Origin of the sequence: Edaphobacter modestus (assembly GCF_004217555.1) — a bacterium.
GTDB lineage: Bacteria > Acidobacteriota > Terriglobia > Terriglobales > Acidobacteriaceae > Edaphobacter > Edaphobacter modestus.
In genome coordinates this window covers 560,794-586,560 of record NZ_SHKW01000001.1, presented here as the reverse complement: position 1 = coordinate 586,560, position 25,767 = coordinate 560,794, and the positions used below count along the sequence as shown (strand labels likewise).

24 protein-coding genes and 2 pseudogenes are annotated in these 25,767 nt (G+C 54.5%); 23 read left to right on the top strand and 3 right to left on the bottom strand.

Annotated features, from left to right (window positions below; genetic code table 11):
- The first annotated feature begins 228 nt into the window (after positions 1–228).
- The 11 genes and pseudogenes from BDD14_RS02430 to BDD14_RS02380 all read left to right on the top strand — a co-directional run bounded on the left by BDD14_RS02430 (position 229) and on the right by BDD14_RS02380 (position 11,814).
- On the top strand, positions 229–1,191 hold the full coding sequence (locus BDD14_RS02430; protein WP_130417418.1) for a WD40/YVTN/BNR-like repeat-containing protein: 963 nt from the start codon (positions 229–231) through the stop codon (positions 1,189–1,191).
- Between the two features lie 283 nt (positions 1,192–1,474).
- Positions 1,475–2,715 (top strand): annotated as a pseudogene (locus BDD14_RS02425) (ISNCY family transposase); the annotation flags it as partial.
- Positions 2,716–3,418: 703 nt separating this feature from the next.
- On the top strand, positions 3,419–4,885 hold the full coding sequence (locus BDD14_RS02420; protein ID WP_130417417.1) for a DUF3011 domain-containing protein: 1,467 nt from the start codon (positions 3,419–3,421) through the stop codon (positions 4,883–4,885).
- 266 nt (positions 4,886–5,151) lie between these two features.
- Positions 5,152–5,724 carry a lipid-binding SYLF domain-containing protein gene (locus BDD14_RS02415; protein WP_242617677.1) on the top strand — a complete coding sequence of 191 codons (573 nt, stop codon included), beginning with the start codon at positions 5,152–5,154 and terminating at the stop codon, positions 5,722–5,724.
- Positions 5,725–6,207: 483 nt separating this feature from the next.
- Positions 6,208–7,332, top strand: a complete 1,125-nt coding sequence (locus BDD14_RS02410; protein WP_130417416.1) for an MlaE family ABC transporter permease — start codon at positions 6,208–6,210, stop codon at positions 7,330–7,332.
- 2 nt (positions 7,333–7,334) lie between these two features.
- Positions 7,335–8,099, top strand: a complete 765-nt coding sequence (locus BDD14_RS02405; RefSeq protein WP_130417415.1) for an ABC transporter ATP-binding protein — start codon at positions 7,335–7,337, stop codon at positions 8,097–8,099.
- Between the two features lie 4 nt (positions 8,100–8,103).
- The gene (locus tag BDD14_RS02400) at positions 8,104–9,066 is read left to right on the top strand and encodes an MlaD family protein (protein ID WP_165419886.1); all 963 of its coding nucleotides are present in this window, start codon (positions 8,104–8,106) and stop codon (positions 9,064–9,066) included.
- Positions 9,066–9,668, top strand: a complete 603-nt coding sequence (locus BDD14_RS02395) for an ABC-type transport auxiliary lipoprotein family protein (protein WP_130417413.1) — start codon at positions 9,066–9,068, stop codon at positions 9,666–9,668. The genes BDD14_RS02400 and BDD14_RS02395 overlap by 1 nt, the downstream gene beginning before the upstream one ends.
- Positions 9,669–9,678: 10 nt before the next feature.
- On the top strand, positions 9,679–10,050 hold the full coding sequence (locus BDD14_RS02390; RefSeq protein ID WP_207231670.1) for a hypothetical protein: 372 nt from the start codon (positions 9,679–9,681) through the stop codon (positions 10,048–10,050).
- Positions 10,051–10,270: 220 nt separating this feature from the next.
- Positions 10,271–10,465: pseudogene (locus BDD14_RS34230) on the top strand (glycosyltransferase); the annotation flags it as partial.
- A 146-nt stretch (positions 10,466–10,611) separates the two neighbouring features.
- A complete protein-coding gene (locus tag BDD14_RS02380; protein ID WP_130417411.1) occupies positions 10,612–11,814 on the top strand; it encodes an ISKra4 family transposase in 1,203 nt (400 codons plus the stop codon).
- Between the two features lie 251 nt (positions 11,815–12,065).
- Here BDD14_RS02380 and BDD14_RS02375 read toward each other — a convergent pair whose 3' ends face one another.
- Positions 12,066–12,299: a hypothetical protein gene (locus BDD14_RS02375; RefSeq protein ID WP_130417410.1), complete on the bottom strand. Its 234-nt coding sequence runs from the start codon at positions 12,297–12,299 to the stop codon at positions 12,066–12,068.
- A gap of 8 nt (positions 12,300–12,307) precedes the next feature.
- Here BDD14_RS02375 and BDD14_RS02370 point away from each other — a divergent pair, with 8 nt between their 5' ends.
- From BDD14_RS02370 to BDD14_RS02325, 10 genes are all read left to right on the top strand, one after another.
- Positions 12,308–12,667, top strand: a complete 360-nt coding sequence (locus BDD14_RS02370) for an MFS transporter (RefSeq protein ID WP_165419885.1) — start codon at positions 12,308–12,310, stop codon at positions 12,665–12,667.
- Complete coding sequence (locus BDD14_RS02365) at positions 12,597–13,052, top strand: MFS transporter (RefSeq protein ID WP_130417409.1); 456 nt, start codon at positions 12,597–12,599, stop codon at positions 13,050–13,052. The genes BDD14_RS02370 and BDD14_RS02365 overlap by 71 nt, the downstream gene beginning before the upstream one ends.
- A gap of 100 nt (positions 13,053–13,152) precedes the next feature.
- The gene (locus BDD14_RS02360) at positions 13,153–13,839 is read left to right on the top strand and encodes a beta-ketoacyl synthase N-terminal-like domain-containing protein (protein WP_130417408.1); all 687 of its coding nucleotides are present in this window, start codon (positions 13,153–13,155) and stop codon (positions 13,837–13,839) included.
- A gap of 32 nt (positions 13,840–13,871) precedes the next feature.
- A complete protein-coding gene (locus BDD14_RS02355; protein ID WP_130417407.1) occupies positions 13,872–14,486 on the top strand; it encodes an ECF-type sigma factor in 615 nt (204 codons plus the stop codon).
- The gene (locus tag BDD14_RS02350) at positions 14,476–17,280 is read left to right on the top strand and encodes a serine/threonine protein kinase (RefSeq protein WP_130417406.1); all 2,805 of its coding nucleotides are present in this window, start codon (positions 14,476–14,478) and stop codon (positions 17,278–17,280) included. Before BDD14_RS02355 ends, BDD14_RS02350 begins: the two co-directional genes overlap by 11 nt.
- A gap of 59 nt (positions 17,281–17,339) precedes the next feature.
- Positions 17,340–18,059 carry a rhodanese-like domain-containing protein gene (locus BDD14_RS02345; RefSeq protein ID WP_130417405.1) on the top strand — a complete coding sequence of 240 codons (720 nt, stop codon included), beginning with the start codon at positions 17,340–17,342 and terminating at the stop codon, positions 18,057–18,059.
- 419 nt (positions 18,060–18,478) lie between these two features.
- A complete protein-coding gene (locus BDD14_RS02340; RefSeq protein WP_130417404.1) occupies positions 18,479–19,042 on the top strand; it encodes a sigma-70 family RNA polymerase sigma factor in 564 nt (187 codons plus the stop codon).
- On the top strand, positions 19,026–19,277 hold the full coding sequence (locus tag BDD14_RS34225; protein ID WP_165419884.1) for an anti-sigma factor family protein: 252 nt from the start codon (positions 19,026–19,028) through the stop codon (positions 19,275–19,277). Before BDD14_RS02340 ends, BDD14_RS34225 begins: the two co-directional genes overlap by 17 nt.
- Positions 19,278–19,749: 472 nt before the next feature.
- Positions 19,750–20,100, top strand: coding sequence for a hypothetical protein (locus BDD14_RS02330; RefSeq protein ID WP_130417402.1), 351 nt, complete (start codon positions 19,750–19,752; stop codon positions 20,098–20,100).
- A gap of 316 nt (positions 20,101–20,416) precedes the next feature.
- A complete protein-coding gene (locus BDD14_RS02325) occupies positions 20,417–22,087 on the top strand; it encodes a TIGR03118 family protein (protein WP_242617676.1) in 1,671 nt (556 codons plus the stop codon).
- 186 nt (positions 22,088–22,273) lie between these two features.
- Here BDD14_RS02325 and BDD14_RS32325 read toward each other — a convergent pair whose 3' ends face one another.
- Positions 22,274–22,438, bottom strand: coding sequence for a hypothetical protein (locus tag BDD14_RS32325; RefSeq protein WP_207231668.1), 165 nt, complete (start codon positions 22,436–22,438; stop codon positions 22,274–22,276).
- 576 nt (positions 22,439–23,014) lie between these two features.
- Here BDD14_RS32325 and BDD14_RS02315 point away from each other — a divergent pair.
- A complete protein-coding gene (locus tag BDD14_RS02315) occupies positions 23,015–24,091 on the top strand; it encodes a DNA phosphorothioation-associated putative methyltransferase (protein WP_130417401.1) in 1,077 nt (358 codons plus the stop codon).
- Positions 24,092–24,157: 66 nt separating this feature from the next.
- Here the strand turns inward: BDD14_RS02315 and BDD14_RS02310 are convergent, their stop codons facing one another.
- Positions 24,158–24,577, bottom strand: coding sequence for a hypothetical protein (locus BDD14_RS02310; RefSeq protein ID WP_130417400.1), 420 nt, complete (start codon positions 24,575–24,577; stop codon positions 24,158–24,160).
- A 322-nt stretch (positions 24,578–24,899) separates the two neighbouring features.
- Here BDD14_RS02310 and BDD14_RS02305 point away from each other — a divergent pair, with 322 nt between their 5' ends.
- A complete protein-coding gene (locus BDD14_RS02305; protein ID WP_130417399.1) occupies positions 24,900–25,697 on the top strand; it encodes an ArdC family protein in 798 nt (265 codons plus the stop codon).
- Positions 25,698–25,767: the final 70 nt, after the last annotated feature.

The following is a 25,767-nucleotide window of genomic DNA, read 5'->3' as shown; positions in this document are numbered from 1 at the left end:
GTCGGCACCAGATCGCCATCGTCATTGGATGGCAGCGATAGCGATGCGAGAAACGATTTGGACAGCTGTCGTGTTCATCGAATAACCAGCCTTCCCGGAAGTCACCAGTTCGCCAGTGATTTTATTGAAACCATAGCCAGAGACCCCGGTGCCGGCGCAAAAGATGCTGACGTTATATGGGGTCTTACTGCGGACCTGAGCAGCGCTGTTCCGTTCCAGGATCAAGCCATGTACATATCGAAATCGACTGATGGTGGCGCGACGTGGACTCAAGTCGCACGAATCGATTCCAGATACTTCAACGCGAAGATAGGCGAAGGGCTGCGAAATGGTCTGATTGTGTCTCCGGGTGGAAACTACTTTGTGATCACAACGCAATTGGGAGCCTTTCAGGTTTTTCCTCAATCGAGTCCATCCGAGACTTTGGTAAAAGCTATTGCGGGTCCTCGGGTTCCTTATACGCCTCCCAAGTTGCCCATTCCGAAAAAGGGAGGTGATCCGGTAAGGGCAAACGCCGTCGAAATGACGGCCGACGGAAAACATCTCATTGTCGGTTATGGCTACTTTGACCTCGACCCCCAGATCCTCAGATACCACAAAGACGAGGATGGCTCCTGGATCGAAGATCGGCCTCTCCCTCGTCTCCCAACCGAAATGGATATTCTCTCCATGCAGTTTGATGATCCCAAAAAACTGGATCCAGACTACCTCTATGTAGGAACCGGTGATCAGGTCTACCTTCTCAACCTCCATAGAATGAACTGGAGTCGCATTGATGGAGTGGGCCCAGACTCAGCCATACATGGAATGAGTGTTGTGGGAGGCCTTCATCTGGCGGCCTGTTGGGGAGTCTATATGCCTTCAGGCCCAGGCACCGTAAGAAGAGTAACGAAAGCGAGCTTTCTTTTGCATAGAACGACAGATGAGGTAGGTTCCAACCTTCGGGCCTACAGCATAGAGATTGACCCGTCCAAGCCGAAGCGAGAGGTTGTAACCTCGCTCACTGGCGTGTACACAAGCGACGACAGTGGCCAAAGCTGGAGAAGGCTCAATGATCTTCCACAAGAAGAGTTCCGCACCGCCCATTTCAACTCCGATGGAAGCATCCTTGTCTCTGGAATCGCGGGCACGTTCCTGGTCAGTCCATTTTCAGACGCCTGCTCACCCCGCCTCAAGATTCGCGAGAAATAGACCTTGCTCGGAATGGAGTGACACGTCTCGTTTTTCTTAGTGAATGATAAGCCCTTTAGCCTGCAAAGTCTGATTGACGGAAAACTGCGGAACGAAGTTGTCCAAAACCCGGTTTTCGTGCGCTTCGCTCCTCAAATCCATCAACGGCTGCGGGCTTAAATGGTAGAAGGCGTTTCTTGATTGATCTTTGATAATCCGACTTGAATTACTCTCGTAAACTGCGAGACTCGCCCAGGATGGTGTATGGCGCCTACTGGAAGTTCTCCGCCATCGTGAGGGAGCTATGCCAAGTACCCCGAGCAAACCATGCGTTGCTGGTCGGCTTACATCAGATTCAGCATCACTGCTCTTGGATTTAAGTGTTCGTCAAATTCAGCGCTTGCTGAGCCGATACAAAGATGGTGGCGGGCCTGCGCTCATCCATCGTGCGCGTGGTAAGGAATCGAACTATCAGCTCAAACCTGGATTGCAGACATATGCCACAGAGTTGGTCCGACAAAACTATCGCGACTTCGGCCCTACATTGGCTGCTGAAGCTTTACCGGAACGTCATGAGATCCAGCTCTCCCGAGAAACGCTTCGGAAATGGATGATAGAGGCTGGGCTATGGACCTCACGAAAGCAACGTCGTGTCTTCCACCAACCCCGTTTGCGCCGGAAGCGCCTCGGAGAGCTGATCCAGATCGATGGGAGTGAGCACCGCTGGTTTGAGGATCGGGGTGAACCCTGTTTGCCCTGCTGGTCTTCATCGACGATGTTACAAGCCGTCTGATGCAGCTGCAGTTTGTTCTCAGTGAAAGCACCGAATCCTACTTTGAAGCTTTGCGCGGATACCTTGTGGCGCATGGAGCTCCAGTCGCTTTTCTATTCCGACAAGCATACAGTGTTTCGCGTAAATAGAGACGCAAAAGGTGGTCCTGGCATGACCCAGTTCGGGCGTGCCCTGGCGGAGCTGAACATCGAGATCCTTTGCGTCAACCCCAGCCAAGCTAAAGGCCGAGTGGAATGCGTGATCGCACATTGCAGGATCGGCTTGTAAAAGAACTGCGACTGGCTGGAATCAGTAATATCGCTGCCGGCAATGCGTTTCTTCCAGAGTTCATAAAGCGCTTCAATGAACGGTTTGCGATTGCTCCCGCAAATCCTAATGATCTGCATCGCCCATACAGATCGCAGCGAATCGGTTGAGTGACATCCTGTGCCGTCGCGAACAACGTTATGTTGGCGCACAACTGACGTTCCACTATGACAGAAAGCAGATCATCCTGGAACAGACTGAGCTTTCAAAGGGGCTGGCTGGCCGATATGTCGAAGTCTACGACTTCTCCGATAAGCCCCTGGAGATCCGATGGCAAGGTCATCTACTTCCCTATCGCGTGTTCAACAAGGGATCAACGCGTCAGTCCTGCTGCCATTGTTGAGAACAAACGGCTCAGGCACGCGCTCTCTGTCGTCAAAGCCCAACAGGATCGTTGGCCGGCCGTCAAGATGACCAACAGTGAAAAAATCGGCTGCCAAAAGCGTCCATATCGTGTCTATGGGACAGAATATGAGGTACAGACCAAGAAGGAGAGTTAGTCCTCAATGAGTGACTAAGACGATTTGGCACATAGGCTTGCACTGCAAACCTGTCCTGAAGGGCGATGACCGAGGAAGCTTGTCAACTAAGAACGGAAGCTGTTCTCGCGTTTCAGAAGACGGCGAACTCTATGAGTCGGAAGGGGTAGCTGTCAAGATTAACTGTTCGCTTGGTAAAATCTTATTCCATATGTGAAATGCCATTATTTTCTGATTAGGCGGTTTGTCCGCAACATACTCTGAAGTTCAACACAGCTCCGAACTTACCGAAGTAGTTCCCTGAGGAAAGATTGCGCCTACATGAAACAGGCTGAACTGCTTCGCTTACGTCTTCCTGCTCCGGTGAGACTGTTAGTTTGCCAGTGGACAAGCAGGTAGTCCCCACCTTACCATACCGCGCAACGGTCTCCGAACCTTAGGTTTCTACTGGAAGGCCTTTCGGTCTTACATGGTTGAGCGGAAAAGGTAGGTGCGGACACGGGCCCTGGATCCCCCTAAATTTCATTCATGGGAAGGCGTGAGTGTCTCTCTTGCAGACATATATCTCCTCTCCACAGACATAGCTCACGCATGCAAACGGTTGGCCTCCTTTCTGGAAAGCCTCAGGTCCGGTCAGATATGACGGCTCAGGCGCGTCGAAGGAGGGAACATGAAACTAAGAAGATGCTTCGTGTCTGCAGCCATGGCCCTGGAGTGTGCTGCAGTTCTAAATGCTCAACAGAGCTTTGTGGAGGCGTCGGTTTCGTCCATTGTAAGCTGCGTTTCCAAAGGCAAAGAACGACAACAATGCTCGGCCGACACGCGTGCGGGCATCGTGATGTTGCGACCAACGGGTGAGGCCGCCTGCCTCCTGGGCAGAAACTGGGGCTACGACGACCAGGGGGTTTGGGTGTCGGAAGGTTGCGGAGGTGACTTTGCGACTGGAAGTACTTCCCGCGCCGCTGCACCGGCGCCCAGCCCTGCACCGGCGCCCACCGCTGCGGCCCTGGTTCAGTCCGAAGACGAAAAATCCCAGATGGCCACCACCACAACGGGGATCAACCCGACGGTGGACTACACAGGCGGTTTCCAGCCCTATGGGAGTCTTCGCACCATCATCTCTATTCCAGCCAACGGACCAGCGGAAGTACAAGACGATGCCACCCGCGTCGGCATTAATTTCACAACGTTTGGACCAGTTAAGGTAATTGGCACCACGGAATGGGGGGTGAACCTCGTTCAGAGCGAAACCTCGCTCAATGTCGGCGCAACCACGGCGTCTGGCTTCGGCGAAGTGCAGACAGCGACTCAACCCGTCTTCGGCGCCCGCCTTGGTTTTGTTGGCGTCGATCTCGGCAAATTTGGGCGTCTCTCTTATGGCAAGCAGCTTTCCACCCACTACGACATAGCGAGTTACACGACGGATCGCTTCAACGTCTTCGGCGGTCAGTCTACCGCCACTTATGTTGCCGGCACTGACGGGGGGCAATCAGGTACCGCCCGTGCCGACCAGACGATTCTCTATCATCTCAACTTCGCCAAGATCTTCGACTTCGGAGCGCAGGGGCAGTTGCGCACCGCGAACACCCCGCAGGCCTTCAACGGCTTCGGCTTCAATTTCCAAGCCAAAGTGCTTCCGGGACTGCAGATCGGCGGCGCCTACACCAAGACCTATTTCGATCACGTTCTTACGACGACGGTGCTCCATGGAGGCACGGATTACTGGGCCTTTGGAGGCAAAGGCACCTGGCGGCACCTTGAATGGGGAGCAGACTGGGTCCGGCAGGTCAGAGGCGACCTGGCGTTCGTTCCCGACCCCACAGGCGGACCGAACCAATTAGCGGCCGGATTTTCCGCGAACGGAGTTGAGCTGTATTCCAGGTTGAACTTCGGAAAGTTTTCAGCAGTCCTTGGCTTTGATGACTACATTCCCTTCGACGTGAATCCCCTCATTAGCCCGGACTTCAAGACCAGATATGCAATCCTCGGTGCTGAATGGCACATCTCGCCATCTGGCTACGCGTTTATTGAATCGAGGCTGGGAGACACCACCGACGCCCTAGGGAAGGGAGGTTACAACGCAGCGGCTCTCGGGTTCCGTTACGACTTCACCTGGAAGACGCTGCACCGGCCGTAAGCTCCACTGGCGTTGTGCACTGCGGAAAGAATCGAACTCACGTGAGAATCTATCGCAATGCACGCGTTGTCATTTGAGACGTCCTGATCTGCAGTTAGCCCCGCTCGCGCCTTGAGCTGAGCGCGGCGCACGTCGTGCGCAAACCACTGGTAATTCTGCCAGTGGGAAAACGCATTCCAACGTGTTCTGCTAATCGGAATGGTTACTGGCAGACCTGACGTTGTGACGTGCTCTGCAATCAACTCCAGAAGGATAAGGAGGCATCTATGAGATTCCGAATGATCGCTTCAACCCTTGCAGTGATCCTGTTTGCTACCGGTTTGGCAAGTGCCGGTGACTCACCCGATCAAAAACGAGAAAAGACTCGCAAGATGGCTGATCAAACTCTGCAGGAATTGTACAAACTGCAACCCACAGCTCAGCCCGCTATCCAAAAAGCTGCCGGATATGCCGTTTTCAATAACATGGGGACGAACCTCTTGCTGGTGAGCACGGCACGTGGCTCGGGAGTTGCCGTCAACTCCAATACCAAGCAGGAAATCTTCATGAAGATGGTTTCGGCAGGCGGCGGTCTGGGTGTGGGAGTGAAGGACTATCGGGTGATCTTCGTGTTCGCAAACGATAAAGCGTTGGCCCAATTCCTGGATTCTGGCTGGTCGGGTTCCGCGCAAACCGACGCTGCGGCCAAGGCGGGCACGTCGGGCGCAGCGTACTCTGGAGCGGTAGAGGTCTCCCCGGGTGTTTGGGTCTACCAGATTACTAAGAATGGTCTCGCTCTCCAGTTGACGCTGCAGGGTACTAAGTACTACAAGGACGACGACCTCAACAAAAAATCATAGCTCCTGATTGCGAAGCCACAATTTTATGTGGTGTATGTGTGACGCGGGAGACGGCGGAGGTCCCATACATCGTCGAGCGCTAGGAAATTAACGGGGTGCGTAACACCCGCATCCCCTGCGGTATCTGGAGTGCGGGCGGAACATGGATCCTGAATATTGCGAGATCTTTGCTGGTTTGGCAAATCTTGCAGTATAATACGCAACCGATAGTGCCAAGAATTGGATACACGGTCTTAATCTTTTGCGAGCAATATTTTGAAAGCCGTATCAGACATTGCCGAATCTTCAGGTGGCCTAAGTTGCGCATCGTTCAATACGAATGCAAGGCAGGACAAACGGTCGGTATTGCTATGCTGCGCGAGCATATCGTTGCTCGAAGAGTCCGGCGTTTCGCGTCTAAATATAACTCGAAGTACTGCATGCTCTCTGGTTTCGGGCTCTGGAAGCTTTACCCTGGCCAACTGAACTCGGGAGATTTGCGCAATGAGTGTTGCCCTTCGAGTTGACCGGGAAGGAGACCACGCGACTCTAGCACCTACCGGTCCGTTTGACTTGGCCCATGTGACGGCGGTGACGCAGGCAGTCAAGAACGCTGAGGCCGACCTGAATGGATGTTACGCAGTCGATGTCGACCTTGCGCAGCTCGATCGAATCGACGGCACGGGCGCAGTTTTGCTGGCACGGCTTCTCGATCGGCTGGACGCGGATGGGCGGCACGCCTCGGTGGTTGAAGGCCATAAACCCGAAGCGGCCCGCTTGATCGCGCTTTATCGCGAACGCCGGGTTGTCCTCCCAGCGCCTCAGACACGAACGATGAATCCGCTGACGCTGATCGGCGCATTTGGGGCTCGGCTGCCTGGAAAGACAACCGACGCACTTGATTTCATCGGTCGCTGTGCCGTCGCAGTTCCGAGAGCGGCCGCCGCACCGAGCTCGGTCGATTGGCGTTCGTTGCCGAGGCTGTTTCAAGAGATCGGCGCAGACGCGCTGCCGGTCACGAGCGCCGCCAACCTGCTGGTCGGCATCATCATCGGCCTTCTCGGCATCTCGCAACTTGGGCGCTTCGGTGCGGTCACCTATGTCCCCGAACTTGTAGTGGTCGCCCATTTCCGAGAACTCGGACCGCTGGTCACCGCAATCGTCGTTGCCGGGCGATCAGGCGCTGGTCTCGCGTCGGAGATCGCCACGATGAAGGTGTCGGAGGAGATCGACGCTTTGCGATCCATGGGGTTCGACCCGGTGAGATGGTTGGTCCTGCCCCGCTGTCTCGCGCTCGTCGTCACCGTGCCGCTCTTGACCTGGGTTGGCGATGTGCTGGCCCTCATCGGAGGCCTGGTGGCCACCATCGTTATGACGAACATGACACCCCACGCTTATATTCAGGCGACTGCGAAGGCGATCACCGCCAGTCATCTGCTCACGGGTCTCATCAAAGTTCCGTTTCTAGCGCTCGCGATCGGGTTGATCGCGTGTGGCCAGGGGCTGCTCACGAGAGGAGGCGCCGCCGCAGTCGGCGCCCGGACGACGACCGCCGTGGTGCTGGCCATCTTCAGCGTGATTGTGATCAGCGCAGTTTTTACGTTATTCTTCGCACTCATGGGAATCTGAACATGCCGCTACCAAGGCCGCACATCACCGTCGACGATCTGCGCATCGGTTGGGGGACACATGTGCTCATGGAGCACACCACGTTCCAGGTGGAGCGCGGAACGATCTTCGCTATCCTCGGCGGATCAGGGTGCGGCAAGAGCTCGCTGCTACGACATCTGATCGGGCTTGAGCAGCCCCAGGCCGGACAAATCGATATCGACGGCGTTGGAGAGCCGAGCCGCTACGAGGGCGTGCCGCCATTCGGAGTGCTCTTTCAGTCGGGCGCGCTGTTCAGCTCCATGACGCTCGCGGAGAACCTCGCGCTCCCCTTGACCACATGGACCCCGATACGCGGCGCGACAGCGCGTGAGCTCGTCCACGCGAAGCTCGACCTCGTCGGGCTTGGTGCGTTCGCCGAGCATCTTCCCGGCGAGATCTCGGGTGGCATGAAAAAGCGCGCCGGCATTGCCCGCGCCCTGATGCTCGAAGCCGATCTGCTGTTCTTCGACGAGCCGTCCGCCGGACTCGACCCAATCTCGGCGGTCGAGCTCGATCAACTCATCCTTACGCTTAGCCGCGATCTGGGGATCACGGTCATCATGGTGACCCACGAGCTGGCGAGCATCTTTCTCGTGGCTGACAACTGTATCGTGCTGGACAAGGCCGCGAAAGGGATTGTGGCACGGGGAGACCCGCGTAAACTGCGGGATGAATCGGAGATTCCGTTGGTCCATGATTTCTTCACGCGGTCGTCGTCTGGCGTGTTCGCAAATCGAGGAGGGTAACCGAATGGCCGTCGAGAAAAGTTATGCGCGTCTGGGCTTCTTCATCGTTGTCTCAGTGGTTGTCGTCCTGGCCACGGCTGTGCTCTTCATTCAACGGCTTAGGAGCCGTGACGTGATCGGCATGGTCACCTACACAACCGAGAACGTCAGTGGCCTGGATGTCTCGAGCCCGGTACTGTTCAGGGGCGTGCCCATGGGCCAGATCACAGGTTTACGTGTGGACCCACGCGGGACCATCGTCGAAATCAACTTCGAGGTGTTTCTCGATCGCCTCAATACTGTTGGCCTAGATGTCAAAGGGATCCGGCAGATTACCGATATTGGAGGCACCTTTCCCCGCCTTCGGGCCCGGATCGTGGGCAACCCGGTGACAGGGGAGGCGTACCTGCTGCTCGATGTGCCACAGAATCCCCCCAAATCGATGGACCTTGGGTTCACACCGAATCGGCCGTACGTGCCGTCGATGCCCTCGATGGTTGCATCTGTGCAGGATCGGCTGCCTGCGATTTTGGATCGCACGGAAGCGACCCTGCAAACTCTCAGGGATATTGTTTCCAGGGTTCCCGATAGCCTCGACCGAAGTGACCGATTCTTCACCAATGTAGAGCGCATTGTGCAGGAGAGCAACCTGCCAGCGCTCAGCGCCGACTCGCGGAAGTTTTTTGCAACGACAACTACGCAGATCGAGCAGATGAGGTCCGAGATGGATGGGGTAATCGGCACCCAGGGGGCTTTGGTCAAGTTCTCTGAAGAGGCTCGCACTGCGATTAAGGAAGCAGACTTTCCGGCCGTGAACCAGGCAGCTCGCGACGCGTCGGAGAATTCCAAGCTTGCGTCGGACGATCTCCGACGTTCTATGCCTGCCATCCGGGATTCGCTCGAAGAGATGCGCGAACTTGCGCGGCTGCTCCAGGAACAACCCGAGTCGGTGGTTTATGGTCTACGGCCAACTAAGGTGACACGCTGATGATTCAGGTGCCCCGACTAGTGTGCTGTCTCCTTCTCACTGTCGTCTGCCTGGGCGCAGTCGCCTGTCATCTTCGGCGCCCCAAAACGACACCCACCCGCATGATCGAGCCGCAACTGCTCGAGCCGCAACCGCCCGAGCCAGCGAGGCAAGTGAGCAAAGCGGCCAATGCCGCTGCTGTCCGGCTGCTCGATACCCAAGCACGCGGACACATCGGCCGCCGTATACTGCATCAGCAACCGAATGGTGAGATAGCCGAGGACTCTGTCTGGCGATGGTCGTCCGCTCCTGACAGGTATCTGGACACGGCACTGCGCATCGAAGTGGCGGCCAGTCCGGACATGCGCCTTGTCGATGCCGGCCGCGCTCCCGCGCTAGCCGCGACACTCCTAGTCTGGGATCTGGAGTCCGCGGGGGGGACGCGACTCATCGGGGCTGTGGAGTTTCAGATCACTGGGACCGACCGCGTGGTCCATACACAGGTGGTGCGAGCTAGCGAGCCCGTCTCAGGGGAGCTACCTGGGGACTTGGCTGCCAGTGCTGGCCGCCTTTTGCGACGCCTCGCGTCCGAGGGCCTCAAGGGCGTCGCAAACGAACAATGAGGAAGCGGCCGTGCTCGGCCGTGTCGAGCGTGTTAAGGGCTATCACGACATCACCCGGTATCCGGAGCCGCGCTTGATTCCTGGCCGCATGTTGTTCCGTTGGGATGCACCGCTGTTCTTCGCGAACGCCGATCTATTCCACGAACGCGTGCTGGATGCCGTTGCGAGCTCACCGACGCCGGGTCCACTGGGTCGTGGTCGCGGCAGAGCCGGGTCACCAGAGTCGATGTCACCGCCGCCGATGCACTCTGCGAGCTCGACGATACCCTACACGCCGCCAGTATCAAGTTGTGTTTTGCTGAAAGGATCCGTCAAGGACAAACTGAAGCGCTTTGGCTCTTCACTCGCTTCGGCGAGCAGACCTTCTCGCAACCATCGGTGAAGCGGTGACCACCTACTCTCGACCTATCCCGTTGAGTGGGTAGACTGGGAGGATCGCAGGTCGTAGAGCCAAGCGTGTTGTTAATTCCTAAACTGTAGCCATTGCATGATAGACCACCACCCCATTCCATGATCGCGCAAAATCGTTTCCCGCTTCATCACTTGACGACGCCACTTGCAGACATTTCGAGCAAATCAACTTCGGCCAGATCCTACCCGATGTGGATGTGCTGATCGCCTTCGGTAGCTACGGAACCGTGATACAAACGCTCAGCCTTGGTGTGCCCATGGTAGTAGTGAGCAACAGCGAGGACAAACCGGAGGTCGCTGCTGGTGTTACCTGGATGAGGACGGGCATCGATCTCGCCACCGATACGCCAAAGCCTGAGCAGATACGCGATGCGGTCGACCAGATCCTCGCGAAGACGGAATACCGCGCTCGCGCGCAGAAGCTTGCCCGAGAGTTCGCGTCTTACGATTCGGCTAAAAAAGCAAACGGAGTTGGTAGAGGCGCTGGTTGCCCAGCAGGAGGTGCTCGTAGGTTGACGCAAATCTTCGCCAATTGGGGCGCGAGCATTGCGTCAGCATTCGATTGTGCTCCGGATGCGGGAAGGCATTTCGAACCAAGGGCTATTATCAATCCACTCTTCGCTCCGTATACGGCAATGTTGACATGCGCATCCGGCGATTGCATGCATGTTCCTGTTCAGAAGCGCAGGCGCGTACCTTCTCTTCGCTTTTCACCAATAAGAATCCCATCACTCCAGAGTTGCGGTATCTCACCGCCAAGATGGCTGCGTTGCTACCGTTTGGCAAGGTTGCCGCCTTTCTCGGCGAGTTGTTGCCGTTGCCTGCGCAGACAACGGCCGGCACGGTGCGCAACCGGACAATGAAGGTAGGCAGACGGCTTCAAAAGACGGCAGAGGTCTTCTCGGCCTCTTCGACAACCGCACCCGGTGGATTGGTCGTGGGTTTGGATGGGGGGTACGTGAGAAATCGACATCAGCGACCGGAGCGGAACTTTGAAGTCATTGCCGGTAAGGTGCTGACTAGCGAAGGGCGTGCTACACGCTTTGCCTTCGTACGCAACGGAGGTGCCGGGGCCATGAATGCAGTCGGCCTCGCACTGCGGAAGTGCGGAGCCAGTGAAAGCACATCGATGACGGTTCTGACCGATGGCGATGCTGGGTTACGAGCCATTCACCGGCAGGTTGCGCCACACGCAGAGCATGTGCTGGATTGGTTCCACATTGCTATGAAGTTTACGAACCTGCAGCAGTTCGCGAAAGGTGTGAACGCAGTAGCGGATCATGGGATTCGCAGCCACGCATTGGCCGAGCTCAATCGCGCGAAGTGGCAGTTTTGGAATGGTTATTTCCAACAGGGACTGATCGGCTTGGTGCATCTTAGGCAGTGGGCAGCAGCTCGGTGTTTCGACCACATATCAGCGTTGAAGAAGTTGCAGCACGCGCTGTTGGATATGATCCGCTACTTGGAATTGAACGCCGATTCCATGCCTAACTACGGTAAGCGCTACCGAGCCGGACAGCGAATTTCAACCGGCTTCGTAGAGTCTGCAGTCAACGAGATCGTTGCCAAGCGAATGGTGAAGAAGCAGCAGATACGATGGAATCGCCGCACCGTTCAGAGCTTCCTCGAGGTTCGCATTCATGTACTGAACGGCACCTTGGAAGATGCATTTCGTCACTGGCACCAAGGATTTCGGCCCATCAAGCATCTGTCTCCGTTACCTGCCTCAGCTTGAGCACCCCACAACTTTGCATGCTCTCGCGACACACTCCCTTGCTCACTAAAATGATTTACAACAAATGAGAAGAAGTCCTGCAACTTCCGGCTCGCGGACCACGGACTCGGGACTCCAAAGACGTCATTAGGCTTCGTGAATTTGCGAGCATCCGGAGTCTGGGTACAAAAGGCGTCGATGTTGAACAGAAAGAAAAGGGAGGCGCGCGGAATGCGCGTCTCTCTTGAGTTTTTGGCGGTTCGGACGATTCGTCAGAATTGCCCTCCATAGCCGAGTAGGTGGCGCAGGCCACTGCCGGTCCGCCATGTGGAGTCTGACTCGTTCTTGATGAGGTCGCGGTAGATGAGGTGCGCGGCCTCGGATTTGAGCTGCTGGAAGCGCAACGAGTTGGGATCGAGTGGATTGCCAGGGAGGGGTGCGGCGAGCTCATTGGGAATGTAGTTGTTGACGAGCGCCTCGTAGCCCTGTTCGGCGCAACTTCGCAATCGCCAGCGTGCTCTTCTTCGTATTCGGCATAGGACTCTTCGGAACTACCACGCTTATTCCCCAGATGTTGCACGCGCTCTATGGATATCGGGCCATCGACGCAGGGCTTGTGCTTGGACCGGGGGCCTTGGTGATCACAATCCTTGCGCCTATCTCTGCACAACTGCTCCAGCGACATCTCGTTTCAGCAAAGACGCTTCTTTATGTGAGCCTGTCGTTCATTGCATTGGCCATGTTTGTCTACAGCGACATGAACCTTGATACCAATGGGGGGGCATTATCTCTGGGAGCGAGCCTTGCAAGGTCTGGGGTATGGCTTCTTTCTCGTCCCGGTGAACGTTGTTGCCTATTCGCAATTGCGTCCTGACCAGAACAACAAGGCATCAAGCTTGACGAATCTCTTCCGCAATTGGCGCGGGAGCTTTGGAATTGCCTTCATCACGACTGCGGCAGAGAGACGGGGCGAACTTCCATCAGATGGTCCTTGGGTCTCACCTCGGAAGCAGCTCTCAGGGCCTTCAGCAAAGCACCAATACGATCATTGGTTACCTGATGCAACATGGATTTACGAGTGCGGATGCGGGTGTCCGGCTGCACTCGGCGTCGTCTATCAGCAGCTCCTCCGCCAGAGTTTGTTTCTCGCCTTCATGGACTGCTTCCGCGTCATAGGATGGGTTACGGTATGCATGTTTCCTCTTGCATTCCTCATCCGTAAATTCAAGGCCGGAGGAGCCCCGGCAGGCGGTCACTAAGGAAGATTGTCACAAAGAACCAACAGACGCTCGCCCCCTGCAAAAAAAGTGCTCTCATGGACCGGTTGGACGCGGCTGATCTACTCAAGGTAGAGGATGAATGGCTAGAATAGAAATGGTAAAGACGCTCCGCTCCGTTGTTGTTACCGGCATTGGGCTGGTTAGCCCAGTGGGGATTGGGACAGAACAGACGTGGCTTGCGATTCAAAATGGGGTCTCCGGTATCGCTCCTATCACACTGTTTCCTACGGACGACTTCAGTTGTCGATTCGCGGGCGAGGTCAAGGACTTCTCTCCCGAAGAGTTTGTCGAGCGCAAGGATGCCAAGAAAACAGGCCGTTTCATTCATCTGGCGATGGCTGCCGCTCAATTCGCGATGGAGGAAGCGAGGCTCCGGATTACGGAGAAGAATGCCGGGCACGTAGGGGTCTGTATTGGCAGCGGCATCGGCGCTTTTGAAGTCATCGAGAGAGAGCACACCAAGCTGATGACGCAAGGGCCTTCGCGGGTCTCCCCCTTCTTCATCACGGCCTCCATCGTCAACCTTGCGGCCGGCGGCCAGGTTTCTATCCGTTATGGCGCAAAGGGACCGAATCTAACCTGCGCAACCGCGTGTACGACGGGGGCGCACGGGATAGGAGAAGCCTTCCGCATTATCCAGCGCGGCGATGCGGACGCGATGATTTGTGGAGGCATGTCGGTCGATCGCCAAAGTTGTTTGTTTCCTTACGAACAATTCTGGGAGCAGAGAGCCGAAGGGCTCTTACCGTCAATTTATCTTCGGTAAAATGATGTCAGGGGAGAAAGCGATATTTTCGGATGTCAAATGGCGATCCCGTCAATCCGATGCTTGAAGGTCCGAACGCTGTAACGAGCCTCCTCCTTCGCTGGAGTCAGGGGGACCATTCGGCCCTAGAACAACTCACCCCGATTATTTATGACGATTTGCTTCGCTTGGCCAGAGCACGACTAAGACGCGAATATGGAGAGCACACTCTTGAACCGACCGCCTTGGTTCACGAAGCCTATCTCCGGCTGGCCGATCAGACAAAATTGCATGCCGAAAACCGTGCGCACTTTTATGCAATCGCCGCTAACACCATGAGACGTGTGCTAATCGAGCATGCCAGAAAACGTCTTGCACAGAAGCGAGGAGGCGGTGTAAGGGTTACCTTGCAAACGGGAATGGATATCGCCGATCAGCGCGCACCGGACGTCGTTGTGCTCGATGACGCACTCCGAAGATTGGCAGAAATCGATGAAAGGAAGAGCCGAGCGATTGAGCTCAAGTTTTTTGGCGGCATGAGTACGGAAGAGATTGGTCTAGTTTTGGAGATTTCAGTAGCAACTGTCGGTCGCGACCTCCGTCTTGGACAAGCGTGGATGCGCCGTGAAATGTCGCGCAGTCCGGGCAAGAGCCAAGATGAAAAGTGATCGTTGGAGTCTGATCGAAGAGATCTTTCAGAGCGCGCTCGAGCGCCCACCGGCCGAGCGGAAGCAATACGTGGAGATGGCTTGCGAGAACGATAAGGAGCTGCTTTCCGAGATAGAGTCGCTTCTTGAAAACGACGATGACGCCGAGAGGGTGCTCCGCTCTCTTATAGCAGACGATCTCAAAAACGCAGGGCAGATGTCGGATCTTTCGGAGACTGGTTTACAGCTAGGCCCCTATCATTTGGTACGCGAGTTAGACAGCGGAGGGATGGGAATTGTCTACCTGGCCGTCCGATCGGACGATCACTATTTCCAGGTAGTAGCCATCAAGATGATTCGCAAGGCGAACGACTCGCCAGAGCTGGTTCACCGGTTTCGCAGGGAGCGTCAGATTCTAGCGACTCTGAACCATCCATGCATCGGTACTATTCTTGACGGGGGCGAGACCCAGGATGGCCGTCCATTCATTGTGATGGAGTATGTGGAAGGTCAGCCAATCACTCTTGCAAGTAAAAGTCGCGGCTTGTCCATCCGGCAGCGCATTGAGCTGTTTCGGTCAGTATGTTCCGCAGTTCATTACGCGCATCAAAAGCTGATCATCCATCGTGACATAAAACCGAGCAACGTGATGGTGACACCAGACGGGATGGTCAAGCTCATTGACTTTGGAATTTCAACGCCCCTGGCGCCAGAGTTAGTTCTGAGTGATAGCTCCCCAACGGCAACCAGCTTAAGAAGGATGACTCCCGACTACGCAAGTCCGGAGCAGATACAGGGGAAGCATCTCACAACAGCAACCGATATTTATTCTCTCGGAGTATTGCTATTTGAGCTACTGACCGGTTCACGTCCCTACACGCTGAGCAATCTTTCGGCTGTCGCAGCGGATCGAGTCGTTTCTGAACAGAATGGCAAGAAACCAAGCTCAGCTCCAGGGATGTCGAGCTCGGCGAGAAAGGAGCTGTCAGGAGACCTGGACAGGATCGTTCTGAAGGCAACGGATCTCGATCCGTCCCAACGCTATCTTTCGGTCCAGCACCTTGATGAGGACCTGCTTCGGTATCTGACTGGAAAGCCAATCTCAGCCAGAACAATAACCCCAACCTACGTGTTGAGCAAATTTGTGCAGCGGCATAGGGTAGCTGCACTTACAGCATGCACAATCGCTATAGCTCTTAGTTGCCTCCTTCTTCTCTACTTGAAACAATCCCGCTCCGACGATCGCCGGGTGAAAGAAGTTCGAACGCTTGCCGATTCAGCGATTTCGGACATGGCAGATAAGCTTCAGCACTCGTCGGCCTCCACCGAGACGCAGGCAGCGCTTTTTCGGAGCGCTCTCAGCTATCTTGGCGAATTGCGTCAGACCATCGGGAACGATCCTCGACTATTGCTTGAATTGTCGAAAGCCTATGTGCGTGTCGGCGACTTGGAAGGCTCGCCTCTGGTCGCTAATCTAGGTAACTCTGATACGGCTGTCACTACCTATCGTGAAGCTTCGCGGACGGCCATCGAAGCACACGCCCACATGCCCGGAGACGAGAGTACTCAAGCTGTAATTGAAACCTATCAACGGCTGGGTGGTATCGAGTTATTTCTCGGGAACCTGCATGAATCAAACGACAATTATCAGCAGGCGCTTACCTGGGCACGGAATTTCTGGCGGCAGAAGCCTGACGAGCCGATTCGTAAACGCCTGCTGGCGACGAGTTATGCCGGAATCGGCGATGTGAGTCTAGGCGGCCTTAACCCAGATAAAGCACTTGAGAACTACTCTATGGCATTCCAGGTCTTTGGAAATAGTCCAATTGGCGTTGAAGATCATGATCGAATGCTAATCGGGTTCTACCTTGGTAAGGGAAGCACACTCAATGAGCTTGGCAAACAATCGGAAGCCCTCGAGAACAATCGAAAGGGGGTTGCTCTCGCCGAGGCGCTGGTTCAAAGATTTCCCGCCTCTCTACCGGCCCGGCGAGCGCTCTTTCTTGCATACGAGGACCTCATTCTCCCCCTAGCAGGAAGAGATGCTCTGAATGTAAGTGATTCGTCGCAGGCGCAAGTCTACGCCCGGAAAGCTCTCGCGATCGCCCAGATGCTCGTTGGAGTTGACAGCAAAAATGCCCAGGCACAGTTCGATCTAGCTCGTGCGTATACGTCGATGGGCGATGCCTTCCGCCAAAGCAATCCCCATATCGCGAGCATCTGGTATCGGAAATCGATTGGTCTCACGAAGCAATTGTCTCCGCTCTACGGGTCTGGGGCACGACACTGGCTTGCAATACAGAATGAGGCACTGGCCGAGGTACTTGTCAAGGAAGAGGACGGCCCGGAACGGTTACGCCTCCTGCAGGAAGCAAATCTGGTCAGACAGGAATTGGCAGAAACAAGTCCACATGGACTTCTTCACCTTATGAGGTCGTATTGCAAGCTGAGTGATGCAGAACTTGCCGTGAAAGGTCTCACAAAGGCGCGGCAATATGCGAATGCAGCGTTGCCTTTTCTGGATAAGTTCAATGTAACATCGCCCAGTTTACTGGTTCTGCGTGATCTGGGCTTCTGCTTTGAAAGCGACGGGGCCGTACAGCATCACATCGCCATGGACCGCAAACTTCCTTCGGCAGAACGACTTACGGCTGAAGCCGAGTCGCGCAGATGGTATTCGAAAAGCGCCGATGTGTGGTCTACGTGGAACCAACGTGAGGCAGCCACGCCGGAAAGTGAGCACGAACGGCACAAGGTTGAAACTTTTCTCAAGAGGTCAGGAACTGTGCCGCAGCAGGCGGTGGCAAACAAGTAAAAATTTGACGATGACGATGATCGGAATATGCGATCTGGCACGCATATCTAGGAAGAGGGGTGGTTCATTTGTCAGAATCGTCACAACTTCAGCAGCTAACGGCAGCACAACTCGGACAGGAAAAGCGCCGAGGCATTCTTATTTTAGATACGCGACCAACAGAAGAATTCGCCTCGTTCCATATTCCCGGCTCCATGCAGATTGGCCTGATGGGATCACTTGCCAGCTGGGCAGCCATCCTGATCAGATCCTCGGAAAGAATTCTGCTCGTTGTCGAAAATGCCAATTGTGCGCAAGAAGCACACAGCCGTTTGGCAAGAGTTGGTCTTGAAAATGTGGTTGATTATACCGTTGCCAACAAGCAACAATGGCAACAGCATGGGTTAGAGCTTACGAGCATGCCCATATATCGGTGTGAGGATGTCTGCCACACTCTACGCGCAAATCTCTCGCCGCAACTTATCGATGTTCGCAGCTGGGCCGAATGGTTGCAAGGACACCTGCCTGGCGCAATCTCCATGCCATTGCTTGAATTAAGCGTAAGCGGACACACAGTGTCGCTCACGCGCTCTCAGCCAATTCTTGTTTACTGCCAAGAGGAATATCGCGCGACGATCGCGGCGAGTATGTTGTTGCGGGACCACGTCGGTGATATCGGTATTCTGAACGGCGGCGTTCAAGAATGGCAGGCCTGCAGTATGCCGTTAGAAACGCCGCGAGATAAGCGTATCGGCTCAACTCCAACCGTACTTGGCGAACTTCCTGATAAAAATTTGTAGCAATTTAGATGATCGATCTTCCGGTCTTTCTGCGGAGTCTAAAGTGCAAGGAGAAAGCGCAATGAATATGGAGTTTCCTCAGAGAGCTCTACAGTCAGGATGGTTCGATTTGGCTTTCTGAATGTGTTCATCCGAATGATCGCGATCTGCTTGTAGAAGAGTTTGGGGTTATGAGTTCAATAAAAGGTTGTAAGCCGGTGACAATGGTCCAAAACAGCTGCAGTCTCATTCGAAGTTGTTGTCGAATTCGCTGATTTTCCGAGCGAACAGATGTGTAACTCTAGATCGCTCTCAAGCAATTCTCGAGAAGAGTTTATTTACCTGTAAAAAGCCATAACTGGGAACTCGGCAACTGCAGTACGTACGCCTCATCATCAGCGGTGCAACGTTAGTTGCATTTGCATAGGAAACGCAGATTTATGCCTTATGAACCCCATGTCTCAGCTGCGATAGGCCTCGAATATTTAGATGGTTTGTACAGTTACGCGATGGTCCTGACTCACAACCATGCGGAAGCTGAGGACCTGGTACAGGAGACTTACGTCCGCGCGATTCCGGCGATGAACCGGCTTCGATCGGAAAGTAACGTAAAGGGCTGGTTTTTTACGATTTTGCGCAACGCATGGCTCAACCGTCTCAGAAAACGGCGAACTGCTCCCGTGATCGCGTGGACCGACGAGGGAGATGGTTCGGTTAGAGACATTGCGGAGCCCTCGAAAGACTCCTACCATGCCCTTGTGAGCAAGATGGAGAAAGAGCAAATACAGGCGGCGATCCAAGCGCTGTCCGTGAAATTTCGCGAGATCATTTTGCTGCGGGAATTTGAAGAATTATCGTATGATGAAATTGCTGGCGTCTTGGACTGTCCGGTCGGGACAGTCATGTCGCGGCTGGCAAGAGCACGTTCGAAGCTTCGCATACTCCTTACGTGCACGAGGTCCGAAGCCTCTGTGGGGAAAGTACGAAATGAAGGACTGCGGTGATTGTCGCGAGAATATTCTGCTTTATCTCGACAAGTCGCTATGTATTTCACGGGCCATCGAATTTCGCGCCCACCTAGAAATATGTGAAGCCTGCAGGCAAGTGGTCGAGGCGGAAGAGGAATTATCCCACCTCCTACATCGATCGCGGCCTCTTTATTCCGCCCCGACTACCCTCCGAGAGGGTATCCTGCGAGCAACTAAAGGGGCGAGCCCAAGGGATTTACCTCCACAGTAACCAACTAGTAGTGCAAGGCCACCCCAGTCTGCTGATCCCGTCCGCATGTCGTTGGTTGGCCGAGGGGGTCTTGCGGCCCATCCGCCTGATAATCGCCAACGTGTACCTGCACTACGTCTTCGATCTATGGACTGATGTCTGGCGCAGGAAAGTGGCGAGTGGCGATGTAGTCGTCTTCGCTACACTGACGATCTTGTCGTGGGCTTTCAGCATCGGACGGATGCCGAGCGCTTCCTGAAAGAGTTCCGGGAACGGCTGGCGAAGTTCGGCTTGGAATTACATCCGGACGAGACTTAGGCTGATCGAGTTCGGGCGGTTCGCCGCTCGCGACCGGAAGCTGTGTGGAGAAAGGAAAACAGAGAACTTCACGTTCCTGGGCTTCACCCATTACCTCTCTCTATAGATATGGAATAAGGACGCTCAATTGGTGTTTTGGTTGATAGAAGTGTCCAAACAAAGAGGCTGACAACAAATGAAAGCTTTACGTCTTCTTAGTTCTGTAATTGCATTATCGATCTTCTTCTTCCTGACTCGCGGTTACGCTCAGAGCAAGATAACTTCCCCAATCCAACAATCCACGGAACAAAAATACAAAATGATCCACTTCTCTATCCGTAACGATGGCATACAAACTCTTCATTTGCGAGCGGATGACCGTCTGATCGGTCTTGAGAAAGGTGATTCGCTTGATTTAAAACTTGCGGCTGGCTCTCAGCTGCTGTTTGCAGCTACAGAAGGTGGCCACAAGGCTGGTAACACATTGGTTGTGGTGTCCGACGCCATTAACGGGTCTACCGTAGTCTCCCACGAAATTGCTCATTGATAAGCATCGACCTCGCGCGCTACCTCCGAATCACCAAGACCATCACCTCTTCAAGGTATCGCCCTGCCGAGCGGCAACCTGAGGGCGGATGCGCCCTGAGTGATTTGAAGCCTGATAACTGAATCGCAATTCTTGCATTGTGAGGTGAGTGTGACAGTCGAAGCTAGAAGCTATATACCCAGACGGTCCCAGGTGTTCCTTTCTACTTTATCAATCGGAATAAATTACGTACCACCGTGTTATTGAGACGGGAATACCTTTGCCGATCTGCCAAGGTATTCCCAAATTCCTTCACAAGCAATTTTCAGGAGCGTCTATGACGTACCGCAGTGCCTTGCAGAATTCAAACTATAGTGAAAGTCAGCAGAATCAACCCATGCCGCCCTCATCAAAAGAGAAGTCATATGCAAACATCGCAGGAAGCCTATTGCTTGCTGCGATTACTGCATTCTCTCCTCTAGTCTCCACCGCACAAACAAGTTCATACACACAAACGAACATTGTCTCGGATGGCTCCGTGGATGCAAGTAAGACCGACCCAAATCTTATCAACCCCTGGGGTATCGCTATCGGCAAGGCATTCTGGATCGATTCGCCGGGCAGTGGTCTCTCCCTAGTGGACGACGCTCAAGGGAATCCACAGTTCACTGTGACTGTTCCTGCCGCCAGTGCAACCGCGGCGCATGGTATGCCGACAGGAGTGGTCTTCAATGCAGATACTACCGTGTTCCAGATTCCTAATAGCGCTGCCGCGCAGTTTATCTTTGGCACACTTGATGGCACTATTGCGGCCTGGAATTCCACGACAACCCAGGCTATTACCGTGGTGAATAACTCTGCCACAAAGGCGGTGTACACCGGCATCGCCATCGACACCAACACGACGGGTACATTTTTGCTTGCTGCTAATCAGATTCCTGGTGGCAGCATTGATGTGTTCGATAAGAATTTCTCGCCGACCCATCTTGCTGGCAGTTTCTCCGATCCTTCCTTACCGGCGGGTTTTTCGCCCTTCTCCGTGCACGTTCTTCAGGGCAATGTGTATGTAGCGTATACGCAGGTCGATCCCGCCACAGGCAAACGTGTTCTGGGGGCTGGGCTGGGCTTTGTCGACATTTTTGACGCGAATGGCAATCTCGTTAAACGAGCGATCAGTGCCGGAAATTTGAATGCTCCGTGGGGTGTTGCGATCGCGCCATCGGGATTTGGCAGCTTTAGTGGCGATCTTCTCGTCGCCAACTTTGGCGATGGCGTGATCAATGCATTTGATCCAAACAGCTTCGCTTCAAAAGGATCACTGCAGGATGCGAAGGGCAATGTCATTGTAAATAGTGGCTTGTGGGAGATCGTATTTGGAGCGAAGAATGTCGGCGATCCTAATACGTTATTCTTCTCGGCTGGCATCAACGGAACCAAAGGTGGTCTGTTTGGATCAATCGGCGTTGCCAGCCCACCCGTGGGCAACCCAGACTTTGCTCTGAAGTCTAATGTCTCGTCTTTGACAGTAAAAAATGGACAAGCCGGCACGTTGAGCATCTCACTTACCCCACAAAACGACTTTAACACTCCTGCGTCGTTTTCCTGCTCCGGACTTCCAAGCGGCGACAGTTGCACGTTAGCTCCAGCAACGGTAAATCTTGCCGGTTCCTCAACGACCAATGTCACAGTATCCATTTCCGCAGCGTCTACCGCAGCGAGTGCATCTGCACGCTCTGTTCATCCGCCAACCGGATTGACTTTTGCGTTCATCTGCCCTCTCGGCATGTTTGCTTTCTTTGAAGTTCGGCAGCGATCCACAATCCTGCGGGGCCTGAGCCTGGCGCTCGTCTTAGCATTCTTGTCAACTGCAGTGATCGGGTGTGATTCCACATCCAGTAAAGATCAGAGCGTTGCACCACCGGCTGCACCCGTGACTACAAACATCATGATCAATGCTGCGTCAGGAAATATTGCACACAGCATCCCAATCGCTCTTACTGTCAACTAATCGGGCAAGCGCACTCATCAATCTAAGCACGGGACGGATCTCATTTGTCCCGTGCTTAACAGATGCGAATGACTCAAATTGTGTTCGAGGGAAAACTCGCCAATTCGAACCTCGCCATACCAAAGATCGAAAATGGCTCTGAACGCTTCGATGCGCCGTCCGTCCCTCCGGCATCCCCTGTGAAACCTATAGCGTCTCCCATTCCGCCCTGGGAACGGCGATCGCCTCGACAGGGCGCCCAACAGCCTCAGCGAAGGCATCTGCTATGTCGACGGGACTGTAACCCTCCGGGCCCGCAACTTCGATATGGCGGATTCCGGTCCAGCCCTGAGTGAGCGTCTCTGCACCCACCTTGCCGATGTCCGCGGTCGCAACCAGAGGAAACTTCCGGTCAAGCGGATGGAGCTGAAACTTGATCTTGTCTTCATTCCGCGCTCGCTAAATCACCGGCCGAGTTCTCAAAGAACCAGCCGGCGCGAAGAAACGCATAGGAGAACGGAAGATCGCCCAGCGTCTCTTCGAGGAGATGAGAACTCGTGGTCAAAACCCAATCCGCTGGCCTGTTCCGCTCCTATGGATGACAGATAAACCACCTTCGACGGCAGAGCTCTTGATAGTGCCTCATGCAGGACCTTCAACGTCACCTTGGTCTCGGCAAAGCCGGTGCCGGCGCGAAGTTTGCAGGAACCATTACGAAGACGCCAGCGACGCCGGTGAACGCTGCCGTAAGCGCATCCACGTCGTTATACTCGGCTTTGAAGAACTCCGCACCTTTCTTCTGCCACTCTGCCGCTTTCCCCTTACGATTCCTCGAACCTTCTCGCCCTTTGCAAGAAGCGTGCGCGCAACGGCACCGCCTACATTCCTTGTGATTCCCATGACTGCGTACATATTGATGGCTTCTAGTTTCTATCGTCGTTACTCGTTGTGGCTGTCCGCGTGGATCAAAGTTTGGGAGATGCCCCCGAATTCGCTGACGGGGTTCTCACCAAGGTAGGTTCTTTCCAGAAGCTATATACGCAACAGGAGTTCAAAGACTACTTGCGGGCCGTTTTGGGTCACCAGCCCCACATGGCCAGTCTTGGAATAGCCTATATTTTCAAAGATTCGCAAACTGAGTCCGACTATCTGGCTCAATTGTCGCTCTATCGTCCCATCAGCTTTCGAGAGACAGTACGAATCGAATTCTCCAAAGATCGCACTGCGCAACGATATCTTGCGCTGACTAGAACGCTCGGGCGGCCGCCGCTAGGGGTAGAATTCAAGCCGCTGACGCGTCTGATCGAACGGTATGGTTCAGCGCAGCGAGTAGAGAGAATTGCTTCTACGCTACTGAACGCGGACGCGCTCGCCTCCGCTCGTGAAGAGAAGCGGGTGAACTTCCTAACCTATATAGCTATGCTGCGGCTCCAAGGGTTGACCCCGCCGCCTATCCGTATGCTCCCCGATGAGATCCAAGCTGACATAAAAATGCTGTGGCCCAGCTACAAAACTTCAATCCAAGCCGGCACCGACTTTCTGTTCGAACTTGGGAAACCCGGAATCATTCAGCAACAATGCAAACAGGCAATCGTAGGGAAGAAGCTGCCCGATTCGCTCTACATCCATAAAACGGCGGAAGCACAGCTCCCGCCCCTTTTGCGGCTTATGATCCTCACCGCCCGGCAGATCGTCGGAGACGTAGAATACGATCTCATCAAGATCAGCCTGGATGGTAAGAAGCTTTCCTTCCTCCGATATCCAGACTTCGAAGATATCGCTCACCCAGAGCTCGCTTACAGCGTGCGTGTTTACCTCCCCACCGCCTCCTACGGGATCAAGAATTTCAGCAACTCAGAACCCCCCCCATACTTCACCGGAAAGAATCCTTTCTCGATCCACTCCATCCTCGCTATGCGGAATTTGCTCAGCTTTCGGCCCAAGAAGAGGAATTGGGGCTGCTATCGCGTTCAGACATCGGCACCCGCAAAGGATGGGAAGCACTTCTCAAGGAAAGCCATGTAGACATCGTGGGGCACTCTCTAATTCGAACCTCTGATGCGAGCGCTTCGCAAGTACGGGGCTAACGGCTTATGAACCCGAATCCTTAGGGAGAGAATCCATCGTTCGTGTTTCTTCTCGAAGGAAGGCAATTCCCGCCTCCAGAGTATGGAAGCACGCATCAGCACAGATGTGCAGCATTGCCAACCGTCTAGCCTCCATATCGCTATCTATGGACCTCTCATCAATCAACAGGATTCTCTTTTCCAAGGCTTTCCCGAACCCTATTTCGAGAGCGAGTGCGTAGCCACCGGGATTGCTCTTTTCCAAATAGGCAAACACCCAATCGCTTTCACGAATGGCGTTCAGATCCCAAGCGGTGTACAGATCCGCAGCATCAATCTTGTGCTCTCTCGGGTCAAAGAAGCTGAGGTTGGAAGTTCGTGCTTTGACCAGGTCCTGCCATCCCGAATGAAATCCTCCAGCCAAATAGACCTTTATCTCTCTCATCCGCACCTCACTTCAGATATATAGCAGGCAAAGCAACAGCAACAGCCAAAGCTGCTAAGGGGCTCTGCCCCGCTCACGCGTGCAAGGGGTTTCCCCAATCTTCCTCCACTTCGCTCGCGGGTGAAGATCCTCGAGCTTCGTTCCGTGCAGACCTCCGCTTCGCTTCGCCCTTTCCGTTCCGCCTGCAGCTCCACTTCAAGGGTGGGAGATACCCGCTCCCCTTGCACTTGCTACCCCCCGCTGGCTTGGGCCAGGGCCAAGGCGTGTCTGTGAGAACAGCCACAGCCGAACCATTCAAAAGCGAAAGCTGAGGAGCCCACCCATGAGCAGCAAAGCCACGAAGAAGACAGCGCCGAAATTCAACCTCTATCAGACTGTGACCGACCGCATTATTGCCAGTCTCAAAGCTGGCGTCATTCCGTGGGAGAAACCGTGGAAGTCTCCGCACTTCACCGGAGGCCCATTCCCGCGCAATTTCAGAACCGGAAGGCCATACAGAGGTATCAACATCATGCTTCTTTGGTCGAGCAGCTACAGCTCGCCCTTCTGGATAACGTTCAATCAGGCGAAGGAGCTAAACGGCACAGTTCGCAAAGGTGAGAAGGGTACACAGATCGTTTTCTATAAGCAACTCCACAGCCGCAAAACAAAGGACGAAAACACCGCCGAGGATGAGGACCGCCGACCGCCGTTTGTGTTGACCTATCACACCGTTTTCAACGTCGAGCAATGCGACGGCTTGACCGTTCCGCAGATCGAGAAGCCGACGACGACACCGAATGCGGTTGAGCAGGACGAGGCCTGCGAAGCTCTAGTTGCCGGCTGGGAGAATCGGCCCACTCTTCATCTGACGAGTAAATCGGAGATGCGCGCTTACTACGTCCCGCGCACGGACTCTGTACACATGCCCGCCCGGAATCGCTTTGTCGATGCTCCGCACTACTACAGCACACTTTTTCATGAGCTAGTCCACAGCACAGGTCTCGGTTGTCAGCGTTGCTGGGTTACCCCCAAAAGCCTAGGCGAAACGGATTCCATGAAGCCGAAGCGTGTCACTTTCAGAATTATTTGGCGTAGTTTTTCAGAGCTATTTGGCGTAGTTTTCGGAGATTCGTTGTGACAGTTGCCTGGGAGATGTTAAGCCATGAGACTGCAGATGGCATGAAGAGTCAAACACTTAGCTGCGCATA